The sequence below is a fragment of the Tessaracoccus coleopterorum genome, assembly GCF_011174705.1.
GTDB lineage: Bacteria > Actinomycetota > Actinomycetes > Propionibacteriales > Propionibacteriaceae > Arachnia > Arachnia coleopterorum.
This window is the reverse complement of the sequence record NZ_JAANIJ010000001.1, coordinates 504,548-519,288: the sequence shown is the minus strand read 5'-3', so window position 1 is coordinate 519,288 and position 14,741 is coordinate 504,548. Positions and strand designations below refer to the sequence as shown.

At 72.5% G+C, this 14,741-nt stretch carries 20 protein-coding genes and 3 pseudogenes; 15 read left to right on the top strand and 8 right to left on the bottom strand.

What is annotated here, in order from left to right:
* The first annotated feature begins 8 nt into the window (after positions 1-8).
* Positions 9-167: a hypothetical protein gene (locus tag G7085_RS03260; RefSeq protein ID WP_197509956.1), complete on the top strand. Its 159-nt coding sequence runs from the start codon at positions 9-11 to the stop codon at positions 165-167.
* On the opposite strand, the gene G7085_RS23715 is transcribed toward G7085_RS03260, so the two are convergent.
* Genes G7085_RS23715 through G7085_RS03240 form a run of 5 tightly spaced genes read right to left on the bottom strand, consistent with a single transcriptional unit; the run spans position 103 to position 3,486 of the window.
* On the bottom strand, positions 103-1,005 hold the full coding sequence (locus tag G7085_RS23715; RefSeq protein ID WP_331715441.1) for an HAD-IC family P-type ATPase: 903 nt from the start codon (positions 1,003-1,005) through the stop codon (positions 103-105). The two genes, G7085_RS03260 and G7085_RS23715, sit on opposite strands and share 65 nt — an antisense overlap.
* Complete coding sequence (locus G7085_RS23710) at positions 927-1,619, bottom strand: HAD family hydrolase (RefSeq protein WP_231979175.1); 693 nt, start codon at positions 1,617-1,619, stop codon at positions 927-929. The genes G7085_RS23715 and G7085_RS23710 overlap by 79 nt, the downstream gene beginning before the upstream one ends.
* On the bottom strand, positions 1,595-2,095 hold the full coding sequence (locus tag G7085_RS03250; RefSeq protein ID WP_197509955.1) for a P-type ATPase: 501 nt from the start codon (positions 2,093-2,095) through the stop codon (positions 1,595-1,597). Before G7085_RS03250 ends, G7085_RS23710 begins: the two co-directional genes overlap by 25 nt.
* A gap of 43 nt (positions 2,096-2,138) precedes the next feature.
* Complete coding sequence (locus G7085_RS03245) at positions 2,139-2,519, bottom strand: hypothetical protein (protein WP_197509954.1); 381 nt, start codon at positions 2,517-2,519, stop codon at positions 2,139-2,141.
* Entirely contained in the window at positions 2,509-3,486 is a 978-nt protein-coding gene (locus G7085_RS03240; protein WP_197509953.1) for a polyprenyl synthetase family protein, read from the bottom strand. The genes G7085_RS03245 and G7085_RS03240 overlap by 11 nt, the downstream gene beginning before the upstream one ends.
* A 150-nt stretch (positions 3,487-3,636) precedes the next feature.
* Here G7085_RS03240 and G7085_RS33965 point away from each other — a divergent pair.
* Both G7085_RS33965 and G7085_RS03230 read left to right on the top strand, forming a co-directional pair.
* Positions 3,637-4,592 (top strand): annotated as a pseudogene (locus G7085_RS33965) (methylenetetrahydrofolate reductase).
* Positions 4,593-4,940: 348 nt separating this feature from the next.
* Complete coding sequence (locus tag G7085_RS03230; protein WP_197509952.1) at positions 4,941-5,381, top strand: hypothetical protein; 441 nt, start codon at positions 4,941-4,943, stop codon at positions 5,379-5,381.
* Here G7085_RS03230 and G7085_RS03225 read toward each other — a convergent pair.
* A pseudogene (locus tag G7085_RS03225) lies at positions 5,327-7,567 on the bottom strand (HelD family protein). The gene G7085_RS03230 and the pseudogene G7085_RS03225 sit on opposite strands and share 55 nt — an antisense overlap.
* Before the next feature lie 366 nt (positions 7,568-7,933).
* On the opposite strand from G7085_RS03225, the gene G7085_RS29300 reads away from it, so the two are divergent.
* The 5 genes from G7085_RS29300 to G7085_RS29290 are packed head-to-tail and all read left to right on the top strand — an operon-like array spanning position 7,934 to position 9,386.
* Complete coding sequence (locus G7085_RS29300) at positions 7,934-8,056, top strand: hypothetical protein (RefSeq protein ID WP_269451756.1); 123 nt, start codon at positions 7,934-7,936, stop codon at positions 8,054-8,056.
* Positions 8,057-8,078: 22 nt separating this feature from the next.
* Positions 8,079-8,534 (top strand): DsbA family protein, encoded by a 456-nt coding sequence (locus G7085_RS03220; RefSeq protein WP_197509951.1) that lies wholly within the window; start codon positions 8,079-8,081, stop codon positions 8,532-8,534.
* Positions 8,534-8,740, top strand: coding sequence for a hypothetical protein (locus G7085_RS36170; RefSeq protein WP_456300421.1), 207 nt, complete (start codon positions 8,534-8,536; stop codon positions 8,738-8,740). The genes G7085_RS03220 and G7085_RS36170 overlap by 1 nt, the downstream gene beginning before the upstream one ends.
* On the top strand, positions 8,698-8,940 hold the full coding sequence (locus tag G7085_RS29295; protein WP_456300420.1) for a hypothetical protein: 243 nt from the start codon (positions 8,698-8,700) through the stop codon (positions 8,938-8,940). Before G7085_RS36170 ends, G7085_RS29295 begins: the two co-directional genes overlap by 43 nt.
* On the top strand, positions 8,922-9,386 hold the full coding sequence (locus tag G7085_RS29290) for a hypothetical protein (protein WP_269452007.1): 465 nt from the start codon (positions 8,922-8,924) through the stop codon (positions 9,384-9,386). Before G7085_RS29295 ends, G7085_RS29290 begins: the two co-directional genes overlap by 19 nt.
* 2 nt (positions 9,387-9,388) lie before the next feature.
* Here the strand turns inward: G7085_RS29290 and G7085_RS03210 are convergent, their stop codons facing one another.
* Positions 9,389-9,682: a hypothetical protein gene (locus G7085_RS03210; protein WP_197513028.1), complete on the bottom strand. Its 294-nt coding sequence runs from the start codon at positions 9,680-9,682 to the stop codon at positions 9,389-9,391.
* Between the two features lie 59 nt (positions 9,683-9,741).
* Here G7085_RS03210 and G7085_RS03205 point away from each other — a divergent pair, with 59 nt between their 5' ends.
* A complete protein-coding gene (locus G7085_RS03205) occupies positions 9,742-9,954 on the top strand; it encodes a hypothetical protein (protein WP_197509949.1) in 213 nt (70 codons plus the stop codon).
* 28 nt (positions 9,955-9,982) lie between these two features.
* Here the strand turns inward: G7085_RS03205 and G7085_RS03200 are convergent, their stop codons facing one another.
* Entirely contained in the window at positions 9,983-10,330 is a 348-nt protein-coding gene (locus G7085_RS03200) for a hypothetical protein (RefSeq protein ID WP_197509948.1), read from the bottom strand.
* 305 nt (positions 10,331-10,635) lie between these two features.
* On the opposite strand from G7085_RS03200, the gene G7085_RS03195 reads away from it, so the two are divergent.
* The 6 genes and pseudogenes from G7085_RS03195 to G7085_RS33955 form a co-directional block, all read left to right on the top strand.
* A complete protein-coding gene (locus G7085_RS03195) occupies positions 10,636-10,935 on the top strand; it encodes a DUF6504 family protein (protein WP_197509947.1) in 300 nt (99 codons plus the stop codon).
* Positions 10,877-11,293: an SAV_6107 family HEPN domain-containing protein gene (locus tag G7085_RS03190; RefSeq protein WP_197509946.1), complete on the top strand. Its 417-nt coding sequence runs from the start codon at positions 10,877-10,879 to the stop codon at positions 11,291-11,293. The genes G7085_RS03195 and G7085_RS03190 overlap by 59 nt, the downstream gene beginning before the upstream one ends.
* Positions 11,293-12,348: a PHP domain-containing protein gene (locus G7085_RS33960; RefSeq protein WP_197509945.1), complete on the top strand. Its 1,056-nt coding sequence runs from the start codon at positions 11,293-11,295 to the stop codon at positions 12,346-12,348. Before G7085_RS03190 ends, G7085_RS33960 begins: the two co-directional genes overlap by 1 nt.
* Positions 12,315-13,646, top strand: a complete 1,332-nt coding sequence (locus G7085_RS03180; protein ID WP_197509944.1) for a DNA polymerase III subunit alpha — start codon at positions 12,315-12,317, stop codon at positions 13,644-13,646. The genes G7085_RS33960 and G7085_RS03180 overlap by 34 nt, the downstream gene beginning before the upstream one ends.
* Positions 13,553-14,509 (top strand): helix-hairpin-helix domain-containing protein, encoded by a 957-nt coding sequence (locus G7085_RS03175; protein WP_197509943.1) that lies wholly within the window; start codon positions 13,553-13,555, stop codon positions 14,507-14,509. Before G7085_RS03180 ends, G7085_RS03175 begins: the two co-directional genes overlap by 94 nt.
* Positions 14,410-14,655 (top strand): annotated as a pseudogene (locus tag G7085_RS33955) (hypothetical protein); the annotation flags it as partial. The gene G7085_RS03175 and the pseudogene G7085_RS33955, both read left to right, overlap by 100 nt.
* Positions 14,656-14,741 lie beyond the last annotated feature (86 nt).

Sequence of the window (14,741 nt, the reverse complement as noted above, 5' to 3'; positions counted from 1 at the left end):
TGACGGCGGTGCTGCACGCGGGGGCCAGGAGGGTGACGGTGTCGAACTCCGTATTCCGTGCGGAGGACCCGTTCGCCGAGGTCCGCGTCATCGCGGAGGCGGTCAAGGCGGCCTGGCGGGCCGACGCCGACTCCGAGGCCTACGTGACGGACTCGTTCGCGACCTGACCCACAGCCGGGGCGTCTCGCCGCGGACGATGACGGTGACCCACCACAGCACCTCGACGCCCACCATGCCGAAGAGGCCGGCGAGCACGCCGAACGTGACGGCGGGCAGGCTCGTCACGTCGAGGCCGAGCCAGTGCTGGGCGAACGGCAGCACGAACATGGTGAAGTAGAAGCCGTAGGCGAACAGCACGAGCGTCGCGCGCCACCACACGTAGGGGCGGGCCACGATGCTCAGCACCCAGGTGGCGGTCATGATGAGCGTGATCAGCGTGGCGGTGGAGGCCTGCGCCTGCACCGCGTCGCTGACCTCACCGAGGCCGCGGGTGACGAGGTAGGTGGTCAGCGTCGCCGCTGCCACGATCGCCCCGCCGGGGATGGCAACGGCCAGGGTGCGGCGCACGAAGCCCGGCCGCGCGCGCTCCCGGTTCGGGGCGAGGCTGAGCAGGAAGGCGGGGATGCCGATCGTGAACCAGCCCACCACCGTGATCTGCAGCGGCAGGAACGGGTTGGGCAGCCCGAGGATGCCGACGGTGAGCGCGAGCAGTACCGAGTAGATGGTCTTGGTGAGGAACAGTTTCGCGACCCGCTCGATGTTGCCGATGACGCGCCGGCCCTCGGCCACCACGTGCGGGAGCGACTCGAACCGGTCGTCCAGCAGCACGACCTGGGCGACGGCACGGGTGGCCGACGACCCGGAGCCCATCGCGACGCCGAGGTCGGCGTCCTTCAGGGCCAGCACGTCGTTGACGCCGTCGCCGGTCATGGCGACGGAGTGGCCGCGGGCCTGCAGCGCGTCGACCATCTGGCGCTTCTGTTCGGGCGTGACGCGGCCGAACACGTCGCCGTCGTTGACGGCGTCGATGAACCCGGGGCCGGGTGCGGGAGGGTGCGGGCGTCGACGACCTCGCCGATGGCGACGCCGAGCGAGCGGGTGACCGCGCCGACCGAGGCCGCGTTGTCGCCCGAGATCACCTTCACGGCGACGTCCTGCTCCCGGAAGTAGCGCAGCGTGTCCGCCGCGTCGGCGCGGGTCACCTGGTCGAGCACCAGCAGGGCCTGCGGGGTGACGGTGCCGGGCGCGGCGGGGGAGTCCACCGCGACATCGGAGGTGGCGAGCAGCAGGACGCGCCTGCCGGAGGCGCCGATGGCCTCCGCCCGGGCCGCGACCTCGCCGTCGGCCAGCACGTCGGCGGCGCCGAGCAGCCAGCTGCCGTGGCCGTCGAAGGTCGCCCCCGACCACTTCTTCGCCGAGGAGAACGGGGCCCGCACCAGCAGTGGCCACGGCTCCGCGGCGGAGGGCACCACCGCGTCGATCGCCTGCATGGATGCGTTGGGGGTGGGGTCCGAGGCCACCAGTTGGGTCAGCGCGGCGGTCACGTCGCGGTCGGTCAGCGGGATGATCTCGCCGAGCGTCAGGGCGTGCTCGGTCAGCGTCCCGTCTTGTCGACGCACACCACGCTCACCCGGGCGAGGCCCTCGATGGCGGGCAGTTCCTGCACCAGTGCGTTGCGGCGGCCCAGCCGGATCACGCCGATCGCGAAGGCCATCGACGTCAGCAGCACGAGGCCCTCGGGCACCATCGGCACCAGCGCCGCCGTCATCCGCAGGACTGCCTCCTGCCACGTGGTGTCCGGCTGTGAGAACTGGACGGCGATGTTGAGGATGCCCACCGGGATCAGCAGCCAGGTGACGTACTTCAGGATCTTGTTGATGCCCTGCCGCAGCTCGGAGGATACGAGGGTGAACTTCGCGGCCTGCGCGGTCAGTTGGGCGGCGTAGGCGTCGGCGCCCACCTTCTCGGCGCGGTAGGTGCCGGTGCCCGACACCACGAACGAGCCCGACAGCACCGGGTCGCCCGGGCTCTTCGGCAGCGGGTCGGCCTCGCCGGTGAGCAGCGACTCGTCGATCTCCAGGTAGTCGGAGCCCACGACGCTGCCGTCGACGACGATCTGCTCGCCGGGGCCACCGCGATCAGGTCGTCCAGCACGACGCCGTCGCGCACGATCTGTCGCGGCCGCCCGTCGCGGATGACGGTGGGGTGGGCCTCCCGACGACCGCGAGCTTGTCGAGGGTGTGCTTGGCGCGCAGCTCCTGGATGATGCCGATGACCGAGTTGGCGATGATCAGCATGCCGAACAGGCCCTGGATGAGGTGGCCGGTGATGGCGACGCACACGAACAGGGCGAAGAGGATGGCGTTGACGCGGGTCAGGACATTGGCCCGCACGATGTCGAGCGTGGAGCGACCCGAGCGCGACGGCAGCGTGTTGACCTGCCCGGCGGCGATCCGCCCGGCGACCTCGGCGGCGCTGAGCCCGGTGGTGCCGAGCGTGGTGGCAGGGTCAGCTGGCACGGTTGACGCTCTTGTCCGCCAGTGCTGCCAGCGCGGTCCGACCCTCCTCGGTCATCGGGGTGGTGGAGAGGATCCGCTCGGCGTGGCGCAGGTTCTCCTCGATGATGCGCTCGACGCCCGCCTTCGCGCCGGTGGCCTCGATGAGGGTGGCGGCGCGGTCGATGTCGCCGTCAGTCAGGCGCTCCGCCCCGAGCAGATCGGTCAGCTCGGCGGCCGCGGCGGGCGAACCGTCGGCGAGCGCCGTCAGCACGAGCACGGTGCGCTTGCCCTCGTGGATGTCGCCGCCGTAGGGCTTCCCGGTGACCGCCGGGTCGCCGTAGACGCCGAGCACGTCGTCGCGCAGCTGGAAGGCGCGCCCGATCACGGAGCCGAACTCGCCGAGCGCGCCCAGCAGGACGTCGTCGGCGCCTCCGAGCGACGCGCCGATCTGCGCGGGCCGGCGGATGGAGTAGCGGGCCGACTTGAACTCGAGGACGCGCCGCGCCACGGCGAGCTCGTCGGCGAAGGTCGCCGCCCCGGTCACCCGGTACTGTGCGCTGACGTCGAGGAACTGCCCTGCCGTCACCTCGCTGCGCATCGCGGAGAGCAGCGGCCGGGTGCGCTCGAGGCCCGGCGCGAGCGACGAATCGGCCAGCTCGAGGCTCCACATCAGCAGCAGGTCGCCGAGCAGGATCGCGGTGGACACGCCGAAGGCGGACGCGTCGCCGACGCCACCCTCCGCGGCGTGGAATGCCTCGAACCGCTTGTGCGCGGCGGGCTGGCCGCGGCGGGTGTCGGCGTCGTCGATCAGGTCGTCGTGGACAAGGGCGCTGACGTGCAGCAGGTCCAGGGAGGAGGCCACCGCGAGCAGCGGCGCGTCGTCCTCGGGGAAGCCGGCCGCCGCGACATGGCTCCAGTAGCAGAAGGCGGGCCGCAGCCGCTTGCCTCCGTCCGTGGCGAGGTGGGCCACCCGCAGGAGCTCCGGCACCCCGACCTCGTCGATGAGGGGGCGCTGGGAGGCGAGGAACCGGTCGATGGTTTCGCCGACCGCGGACAGGAACCCTCGTTGAGCGGGGAGGCGGGAACAAGCGTGCGTCTCACGTGGGCAGCTTAGTCGAGTGGCCGCAAGGCTCTCCTATTGTGGGGGCATGCCTCTGACCACGTCACGACCGGGGACGGTCGGCGCCCTGCTCGCCTCCGCCCGCGGCCCCTGTTCTCGTTCGAGTTCTTCCCACCCAGGTCCGAGGAAGAGGAGCCGATCCTCTGGCGGGCGGTCGATGCCCTGTCACCGCTCAGTCCCGATTTCGTGTCTGTGACCTACGGGGCGAACGGGTCCCGACGTGACCGCACAATCCGCGCCACCCGGCGCATCGCCGGCTCGGGTGGACCGCTGACGGTGGGGCATCTGACGTGCGTCGACCAGTCGAAGGCCGACATCGCCGAGGCGCTCGCCGCCTACCGCGAGGCGGGTGTCACGAACATCCTGGCCATCCGCGGCGACATGCCCGGCGGCGGCGAGTGGAGCGCACACCCCGACGGCCTCACCAACGCCACCGAACTCGTGCGGTTCATCCGTGAGCAGGGCGACTTCTGCGTCGGCGTCGCCGCGTTCCCCAACCCCACGAGACGAGCAACGACGCTGACCTTGACGCAAGGATCCTGCAGGAGAAGGTGGAGGCCGGGGCCGAGTTCGCCATCACGCAGCTGTTCTTCGACGCCGACCGCTACATCGAACTGGTGGCCCGGATGCGGGCGCTCGGCTGTGCGGTGCCGATCATCCCGGGCATCATGCCGCTGACCGTCATCACGCAGATCGAACGGTTCGCCGACCTGTCGGGGCGTCCGCTCCCTGAGGCCCTCGTCGGGCGGCTGCGGGCCGCGGGCTCGAAGGAGGAGGTCCGCGAGGTCGGGCTGGGCGCGGCGCTGCAGCTGTGCCGCGACCTGCTGGCCGCGGGCGCGCCAGGGCTGCAGTTCTTCACGCAGAACCGGTCGAAGGCAACCCGCGAGGTGCTCGCGCGGCTGAAGGACGAGATGGACGCCGCGCGTGAGGCGGGTCGGCTGGATCGGTTCGCGGAGGTCGCGCCGGCACCCTGACCGCCCGTCGTGGACGACCGATATCCATCGCTTCTACCCAGGCTGTGGTGGGGTCTCCGCGCTGGGTCGGGGTTGTTCGTCGGGGTCGGCCGGTGGCAGTCGGTTGAGCCGGGTACGGGTCGTCGCCCGTGTCGAAGCCACTCCGGTCGATGGGCTGGTACTCGACCATCGCTCCTACCCCAGGCTGTGGTGGGGTTCCTGCACCGGGCCACGGTGATCGTCGGGGTCGGCCAGTAGTAGTCGGTTGAGCCGGGCCGGCGGCGAGGAACGAGTCGTCGCCCGTGTCGAAGCCACTCCGGACGATGGGCAGGATCTCAACCATCGCTCCTACCCCAGGCTGTGGTGGGGATGCTTGCGCCGGGTCTCGTCGAGGTCGGCCAGTGGCAGTCGGCTGAGCCGGGCGGCAGCGAGGTACGGGTCGTCGCCCGTGCATCGGTGCTCCCGGCCGCCCTCGCGCCGGTGCCGGTGGCGACCGGCGCCGGAGCGTCCGTGGTCGGGATCGCCTCCATCCTCGTCCTGTGGCTGCTGGTCTGGATCGGCTGGTCGGCGGTCGAGGCGCCCGTGGGAAGGATCACTCGGAGGAACACGGAGCGCAGCGACCTGCCCGTCGTCTCGCAGCATCTCGCGAAGCTGCGGGCGCGGGAGGGCTCGTGGTGGCCCGCCGTGAGGGCACGACCGTGTTCATACAGCCAGCCCGATGAGCATGTGGCCGCGCCCGTGCGCAACATCGTCCATCACTCGGAGCACGCGCTCCACCCGGACACGCCGCACCACCGCACGGGCGGCTGACCGGCCTCAGGCCAGCAGGGCCCTCCAGTCGGCGGAGCCGACGTCGAGGGTCACCATCCGCTGGGTCGCCCTGGTGAGCGCCACGTACAGCACGCGGACACCGCCGGGCGCCTCGGCCACGATCTCGTCGGGCGAGACCACCACGACGCCGTCGTACTCGAGGCCCTTCGCCTGCAGTGCCGTCACCACGATCAGCCTGTCCTCGAACGGGGCGAGCCGCTCGTCGCCCATCACCAGCAGCTGCACGTCGCGCAGCCGCGACGGCGGACAGACGATGCCGATGGTGCCGCCCACCTGGCCCGCCAGGTTGAGCAGCACGTCGCGCAGGCCGTCTGCGAGGCCGTCAGGGCCGGTCGAGGCGAGCAGCGGCTCGATGCCGGTGGAGCGCACCGCCCGCGGCAACTCCGCGTCGGGTACCACCTTCGTGATCACGCGCGCCGCCAGATCGAACACCTCACTGGGGAGCGGTAGTTCGTCGAGAGGGTGAACGTGCGGCGCCGGGCCCGGCCCACCAGGTCGTCCAACGCCCGCGCCGTCTCGTCCGGATAGGGGTACGAGCTCTGCGCCGGGTCGCCGACGATTGTCCACGACGACTGCGGGCCGCGGCGGCGCAGCATCCGCCACTGCATGGGCGTGACGTCCTGGCCCTCGTCGACCAGGATGTGCGCGTAGGTGGACTGGGGGTCGTCGTCCGGATCCTCGGTGCGCTCGCGGCGCAGCAGGTCGGCGGTGGTGAGCACCTCGGCCACCTCGACGCCCGCCTCCGCGAACAGATCGAACTCGGCGTCTCGGTCCTCGGGCACCGGGCCCAGCACCGCGACCAGCTCGTCGAGCAGGGCCATGTCGGCGATCGACCAGCCGTTGCCCGCGTCGGCGTTGGACTCCGAGCCCCGCAGCCAGGCGTACGAGTCGGAGAGGATCCGGCGCTCTGTCGGACGGAGGTGGACGGCGAGCCGGTCGGTCAGCTCCGGGTCGGCCAGCCGGGCCAGCACACGGGTCGCGCTGAGCGGTGGCCACCAGGTGCCCATGAAGCGGGTGAGGCTCGGGTGGTCGCGCACCTGCTCGTCCAACTCCTGCGGGGAGATGTCGATCTCGGAGGGCAGCTTCGCCTTCAAAGCAGCGACGACCAGGTTGAACGCGAGGTCGCGGCCGCGGTTCAGCTTCGTCTGGCGCAGCACCTGGTCGCGGATCCGGTCGAGGGCCGCCGCATCGAGGCCGAGGACCTCGCCCTTGACGGTGACCCGGACGCGCTGCTCACCCGCGTCGCGGTCCAGCGGGGTGCGCACCAGGCGGTTGAGCAGCGCGACCATCGCGAGGCTGCCCTTGACGGTGGCGGCCTCCGCGCCGTCGACCCGCTCGCTCGACATGCCGAGCACGTCGCTCGCGACGCTTCCGATGGCCTTCAACGTGACGGAGTCCTCGCCCAGGCTCGGCAGTACCCGCTCGATGTAGTTCATGAACACCGAGGAAGGCCCGACGACGAGGACGCCGCCACGCTCGAGGCGCGCGCGGTTGGTGTACAGCAGGTAGGCGGCGCGGTGCAGCGCCACCACCGTCTTGCCGGTGCCCGGGCCGCCGGCGATGATCGTGACGCCCTGGTAGGGGGCGCGGATCGCCTCGTCCTGCTCGGCCTGGATGGTGGAGACGATGTCGCGCATCGTGCGGCCGCGGGCGCGGCTGAGGGCGGCCATCAGGGCGCCCTCGCCGATGATCGGGAGGCTCGAGGCGACAGACGAGTCGAGCAGGTCGTCCTCCAGACCGATCACCTTGTCGTCGCGGCAGCGCAGCACGCGGCGCCGGATCACGCCCATCGGCGCGGCGGGGGTGGCGCGGTAGAACGGCTCGGCGGCCGGCGCCCGCCAGTCGATCACCAGCGGCTCGTACTCCTCGTCGCGCACGCCGATGCGGCCGATGTAGCGGGCCTCCTCCGTGGTCAGGTCGACGCGGCCGAACACGAGGCCCTCGTGCTCCGCGTCGAGGACGGCGAGGCGGCGCGCCGCCTGATAGGCGAAGGCGTCGCGCTCGAAGAGGGCGGTGCCGTCCTCCTCCCGGGTCCAGCCGGTGCGGTCGGAGGTGTAGATGTCTCGGCCGGCCTCGGCGAGCGACTTTGCGCTTGCCGTGGCGGCGGTGAGATTCTCGTAGACCCGGTCGACGTGGGCCTGCTCCAGGGCGATCTCGCGATTCAGGTCGGCGCGCGAAGTACTCAAAACCACTCATCCTCGGTTGGGACAGACAGTCAACCTTACTACCGTCCGGCCTTGTCTTCCGCATCGCGACGCCCCGGCGGGCACCCCGGTTGGCGGTCGGCCTGAGCGATAGGGCACAGTAGATCGGGATTACCGTCTAGCAGTAAATGAGCTGATCCTCCATGACCTCCGCGCCGGAGAGCACCGCATCCAACCGCAACAGGTACATCATCGCCGCCCTCCTGGTGGTGATCGTGGCGCTGGTCGGGATCATCGCCCAGATGCAGCGCGGCAGCTCGGTCGCCGCCCCGCAGCCCAGCGCACCGGTTGGCGCGCAGCCGTCCGCGGGGAGAGCGCCCCGTGACCGTGGAGACGTCCGCGGGCAGGACGGCCGAGCAGATCGAGCTGGAGCGGTTCCTGCTGGAGGACCTGCCGCGCCGTCAGGAGGGCGACCCCTCGCGATGGGCCGGGTCGACGCCGCGGTCGTGATGACCGAGTGGGCCGACTACCGGTGCCCTTCTGCTCCGTGTTCGCCGAGCAGACCCTCCCGCAGCTGCAGCGCTACCTCGACGACGGCACGCTGCGCATCGAGTTCCGCGACCTGGCGCTGTTCGGTGACGAGTCGGTCAAGGCGGCCACCGCCGCCCGCGCCGCGGGCGGGCAGGGCGCCTACTTCGAGTTCGCCCACGAACTGTTCGCGGCGCTGCCCAACGAGGGGCACCCCGACATCCCCGACGAGCTGGTGTTCGGCATCGTCACCGACCTCGGCCTCGACCTCGAACGGTTCAAGGCCGACTGGGCGAACCCGGCGCACGCTGAGGCCGTCGCCCGCGACTCGCAGGAGGCGCAGAGCCTCGGGGTCAGCGGGACGCCCGCCTTCGTGGTCGGCTCGCAGTTCGTCTCCGGCGCGCAGCCGCTCGAGGTCTTCCAGCAGCTCATCGAGCAGCAGGCAGCCCAGCTCGGCTGATGCTGATCGGTTACGCGGGGCCTTCCTCGGCGGCGTCGCTGCGATCCTCAGCCCGTGCGCGGCGCTGCTGCTGCCTGCGTTCTTCGCCTACGCGTTCGGCGGCGACCGGGCCCGGCTGCTCGGCCGCACCGCCCTGTTCTACCTGGGCCTGCTGCTCACCCTGGTGCCGCTCGGCCTCGGCGCGGGCGCGCTCGGGTCGCTCCTGACGGTGCACCGGGACACGCTCTCCATCGTCGGCGGCATCGTCCTGATCGTCTTCGGCCTGATCACGGCGCTCGGCATCAGGATCCCGATTCCCGGCCTGAAGCAGCGCGGCGACCCGCGCTCCGCGCTGGGGCCGTCCTCCTCGGAGCGACCTACGGCCTCGCGGGTGCCTGCACCGGCCCGCTGCTGGGCGCCGTCCTGACGGTGGCGGCCACCGGGGGCAGCGCGCTCTACGGCGGCCTGCTGCTCGCGGCATTCGCGGCCGGGATGGTCGTCCCGCTCGTGGTGCTCGCCCTGCTGTGGGACCGCTTCTCGCTGGGGGAGCGGCTGCGGCCGCGGCCGTTGGAGGTCGGCCCGTTCACCACGTCGGTGGTCGGCATCGTCTCCGGCGCCCTCTTCGTCGCCGTCGGCCTGCTGTTCCTGTTCACCGACGCGACGTCGTCGCTGGGCGGGATCCTCGACGCGACCCGGCAGTTCGAGCTCGAGACCCGGCTCCGGGAGATCGGCGCCGCCGTGCCCGACAGTGCGGTGCTCGCGGTGGTCGCCGTCCTGGTGGGCCTCGCCTCCTGGCGCTGGGCGTCCCGCGGCCCGGCGAGGCAGACGGATCCTGACGCGGTCGCCGACGCCGTCGCCGACGACGAGGGCTGAGGTCAGGGGCGCAGCCGCGGCAGCGTGAAGGCGCGGTTGGTGGGGCGGCAGTCCTCGCCGGTCAACCGCTCGTGCAGCGCGTAGACCGCGAGCGCCGCGCTGCCGAGTTCGGCCCACGGCTCCGGCCCGCGGGCGACGCCGTCGACGCCCGGAGCGACCCGTCCGGGGCGATCACGGCGGGCCGGGCCAGCCAGTCGTCGGCGCTGGTCGCGCGCAGGGGCGACCCGGCGGGGCGTGGCGTCGAGGTCGACGGCCAGATCGCTCCGCTCGACGAACGTGACGCCGCGTTCGGCCACCCGCTCGACGAGCAGGTCGCCGAGGAGCGCCCGGGGCGGCGTGAGCCGTCCTCCCGACGATGATCCAGCGCCCGAACTGGCGTTCCGCGCTGAGCGACAGTGCCTCGACGGCGGGCGCGTCGGGCGAGCCGCCGCCCGCCTCGAGCACGATGCCCGCGAGGTCGTCCGAGACGCGTGAGGCCAGGTCGCCGACGGTGACATCGAGCCACAGCGCGGAGCGCTCCGTCGCTGTCGTCACCGGCGTGACGCCCTCCAGCGCGTGCCGGCGGTAGGCCTGCCAGAGGTCGTCGAGGTCGTCGATCAGGCCGCGCCACCTTCCGCCTCGGCCTCGCCGAAGCGGGCGACGACGGCGCGGTACTGCGGGCCCCGTTCGTCGGGCAGCGTGAGCGTCGACCCGTCGGGGAGCGGGTGTTGCCGGGGTGGGGCCTCGACCAGTTCGACGCGGGCCCGGTTGAGCTCGGCGAGCAGGTGCCCGCCCGACTTCTTGAACAGGTCGCGCCAGGCGGCCGGGACGGTGACGACGTCGGGCGGCGCGGTGGCGCCGCCGAGGGGCCCACCGTCGGTGACGACGGTCACCTCATGGCCGAGCCGGGCGAGCCGCGCGGCCGCCGCAAGGCCCGCGAGGGTGGCGCCCCGGATGATCAGCATGGCGCCAACCCTAGCGGCCCGGCCGCGGTGTCCGAGGGCGCCGACCGCCCCTTCCATGCCCGGCCACGACACGCGGCCGGGCCGTCGATCACCCCGACCCGCCGGGGTTGACGTCTTGTCGGAGGGGAGCCTATAGTGGGAACTGTCCGAACGCCTGTTCTAATTAGTTCGGGGAAGCTCTGGTGTGGACAGGCGTGAAAGGACATGGGCCGCCCCGGCCCGGCGTGGATTCGACCCCCGCGCCGGTCCGGGGTTCCCGGGTCGAATCACATCGTCACCATTCAACGATCCCGGGAGGAAAGGCCATGCGCACCTACGACGAACCCATCCACGTGCTCTTCGCGGAGGAGCCCCGCCAGTTCATCTGGCGCGACCGGCTGCTGCTGGTGAAGGAGGTGCAGGGCCGGTGGAGCCGCGCCACCCCGTGGTGGTCAGGGCGACAGGCCCGGGCTCTGCGTGGCGAGTCGGTCGACGGCGCGGCCGACCCGATGGCCGAGCGGGAGGTGTGGCGCGTCGAGGCGGGCAACGGCAGGCACCGCGGGGTGTATGAGCTGGCCCGCACCGTCGACGCCGAGGACTGGGTGCTGCAGGCGGTGCTCGACTGATGATCGATCTCGGCAACGCCCAGCGCCTGATCGCCCTGGCCGACCTCGCCCCTCCCATGGCCAGCGCTTCGCCGGCGCCTACCACGGCGCCGAGCAGGTCGCGGCCGCGGTGGTGGCCGCCGCCCCGGCCGCATCCGGGGTCGCTCCGGGGTGTGGCCCTGCTCGCCGCCGCGGCCCCGAGCTGGCCGAGTGGGCCGGGTTCTTCTCCTCGCTCGCGCCGCTCGCCGCGGCCGCGCGCGACGGCGCCGCCGTCAGCGAGCGCACCTCGGCCGACCTGGTGCGCGACGCGCAGCGGTTCCTCGGCGACGCCGCTCGCTGGCTGCGCAGGCGGGAACGGGTCGTCGCGGAGGCCGGGTGATGGAGAGCTTCACGCACCTGCGGGTGGCCTCCGGCTATTCCTTCCAGTACGGCGCCTCCCACCCGGGTGAGCTGGTGGCCGAGGCCGTCCGGCACGGCATGGACGCGCTGGCCGTCACCGACCGCGGCGGCCTGTACGGCGCCGTCCGGTTCGCGAAGGCCTGTCTGCAGGCGGGGTCGCCCCATCGTCGGCGTCGACCTCGCGGTGCGACCCGACGGCTGGAGCGCCGCCCACCGTCCCACCGCGGCCCGCGGCGGGCAGCTGCGCGACGAACGGCTGCCGCGCGCCGTCGTGCTGGCCTCCTCGCGGGCGGGCTGGGCCGCCCTCTGCTCCCTGATCACCGCAGCGCAGCTCACCGGCGACCGCTCCGACCCCGTCGTCTCGCGCGAGACGATCGCGCAGCACTGCGCGGGTCGCGACGCGTTCGTGCTGCTCGGGGCCGACTCCGAGGTCGGGGCCCTCCTCTCCGCGGGCAGACCCGACGACGCGCGCCACGCCATCGCCCGGTGGCGCACCGAGCTGGGCGACGGCCTCGTGCTGGCGGCCACCAACCACCAGACCGGCGGCCGCGGCGTCGGCTCCGCGCACCAGGCGGGCGGGATCATCCACCTCGCCGACGAGCAGCGGGTGCCCGTGGTGCTGACCAACATGGTGCGGATGGCGCGCCGCCACCAGGCCGCCACCGTCGACGTGCTCGACGCGGCCCGGCGACTCGTGCCGCTCGACGTGCGCAACATCGACAGGCGCAACGCCGAGGGCTACCTCAAGCCCACCGACGCCATGGCGTCCGCCGCCGCGGAGGCGGCCCGGATCGGGGACGTGCCGACCCCGGGTCGCTCCTGCGGGACACCCGGCTCCTCGGCGAGGTCTGCCGCCTCGACCCGATCGGCGACGTCGGGCTCGGGAGATCCGGCTGCCCGAGTTCGAGACGCTCGGCACCACGCGGGAGGAGGCGCCTTCGGCGCTGCGGGCGCGCTGCGAGGCGGGCCTCGTCGGGCGCTACGCCGACCCCGGCAGGGAGGTGTTCGACCGCCTCGACGACGAGCTCGCGGTGATCGGGAAGCTCGGGTTCGAGTCGTACTTCCTCACCGTCGCCGACGTCGTCGACCTGGTCCGCGGGCTGGGGATCCGCTGCGCGGCCCGCGGCTCCGGGGCGGGCAGCCTCGTCAATTACGCGCTCGGCGTCTCCGGGGTCGATCCCATCCGGTACGGGCTGCTGATGGAGCGGTTCCTCTCACCGCTCAGGCAGGCGCTGCCCGACATTGACCTCGATGTCGAGTCGGCCCGCCGCACCGAGATCTACGACGCGATCCTCGCCGCCTTCGGCGGGCGCCGGGTGGCGTGCGTCGCCATGATCGAGACCTACCGGGTCCGGCACGCGGTGCGCGACGTCGGGGCGGCGCTCAGTCTGCCGCCCGTCGAGATCGACGCCATCGCGAAGGCGTTCCCGCATGTCAGGGCGCGCGACGCCCGCGCGGCACTGCGCGACCTGCCCGAACTGCGCGCCGCCGGGCTGGGGGAGCAGCGCCTCGACCTGCTGTTCGGGCTCGTCGAGTCGCTCGACGGGCTACCCCGTCACATCGCGCTGCACCCGTGCGGCGTCATCCTGAGCGACTCGTCGCTCGGGCAGCGCACGCCCATGGAGGCGAGCTACGGCGGGTACCCGATGAGCCAGTTCGACAAGGACGACGTCGAGGATCTGGGGCTGCTCAAGCTGGACGTGCTCGGCATCCGGATGCAGTCGGCGATGGCGCACGCGCTGGTGGAGATCGGCCGCACCGGCGCCGACGGCCCGACGCCCGACCTCGACGGCCTCGCCCCGTTCGACGACGCCGACGTCTACGACATGATCGCCCACCGGGCCACACTCGGCTGTTTCCAGATCGAGTCGCCCGGGCAGCGGGAACTGGTGGGCAAGTTCGGGCCCGAGACGTTCCACGACCTGATCGTCGACATCTCCCTCTTCCGGCCGGGGCCGGTGAAATCCGACATGGTCACGCCGTTCCTGGAGGCCAGGCAGGGATGGACCGAGCCGGAGTACCTGCACGAGAGCCTCATCCCCGCGCTGGAGCAGACCTACGGCGTCGTCGTCTTCCACGAGCAACTCATCGAGATCATCGCGGCGGTCACCGGCTGCAGCCTCGCGCAGGGCGACGAGATCCGCCGCGCGCTGGGCGACAGGGAGGGGCAGGAGCGGGTGCGTGAGTGGTTCACCCGCAAGGCGGTGGAGCGCGGCTACGAGGGCCCGTCATCGAGCAGGTGTGGTTCATCCTGGCGTCGTTCGCGTCGTTCGGGTTCTGCAAGGCCCACGCGGCGGCGTTCGCGCTGCCCACCTACCAGTCGGCCTGGCTGAAGCGGCACTACCCGGCGCACTTCCTCTCCGGCGTCCTCACCCACGACCCCGGCATGTATCCCAAGCGGCTGCTGCTGGAGGAGGCGCGGCGGATGAACATCGCCATCCTCGGGCTCGACGTGAACCGCAGCACAGGCGCCTACCGCGCCGAGCGGCTGGAGGCCGGCGAGGAGGCCCTCGAGCTGCCTGAGCACTTCGCGATGGGCGCGCCCCGCACCGAGGACGGGCTGCCGCAGGTCACCGGCTGGGGGATCCGGCTCTCGCTCGCCGACGTCAAGGGGATCTCCGAGGACGAGATCGCCCGCATCGTCGCGGGCGCGCCGTTCGTGTCGCTCAGTGACTTCTGGGCGAGGGCACGGGCCAGCGAACCCGTCGTCGAGCGGCTCATCCTCGCGGGCGCGTTCGACCGGATCTACGACATCGGCCGCAGCGCCGCGGTGGCCCGGCACGGCCGCGTGACCCGCCGCGACCTGCTGCTCGCGCTCGCCGACCTGCACCGCTCCCGTAGGGCCGACGAGCGGACGGCGGCCAGGTCGAAGGGCAGGCGGCGGCAGGCACTGACCGACGACCCGGCCGAGCTGGCGCGGCTGCAGCGGGTGCAGTCCGACCGGGCAGGGCAGGCGGTGCAGGGGCCCTCGACTTCGGCGAGGGCGGCGATGACCCCACCGGCGACGTCGTCGCCACCGGGCTGCCCGAGATGGACGACGAGGAACGACTCAAGGCCGAACTCGAGATCCTCGGGCTGGACGCCAGCCGGCACATCATGGGGCGCTACCTGCCGCTGCTGCGGGCGATCGGGGCGTCCAGTTCGCGCGTTCTGCTTGGGCACCGCAACCGCGACGAGGTGCTGGTGGCCGGGGTGAAGGTGGCGACGCAGACGCCGCCGGTGCGCTCGGGGCGGCGCGTCATCTTCCTCACCCTCGACGACTCGACGGGGCCCGTCGACACCACGTTCTTCGAGGACGTGCAGGGCCCGTACGCGTCGACCGTGTTCTCGTCCTGGATGCTGCTGGTGCGCGGGCGGATCCGGCGCACCGGCCCGCGCGGCATCTCGATCCGCGCCACCGGGGCGTGGGATCTCGGCACGCTCGACGA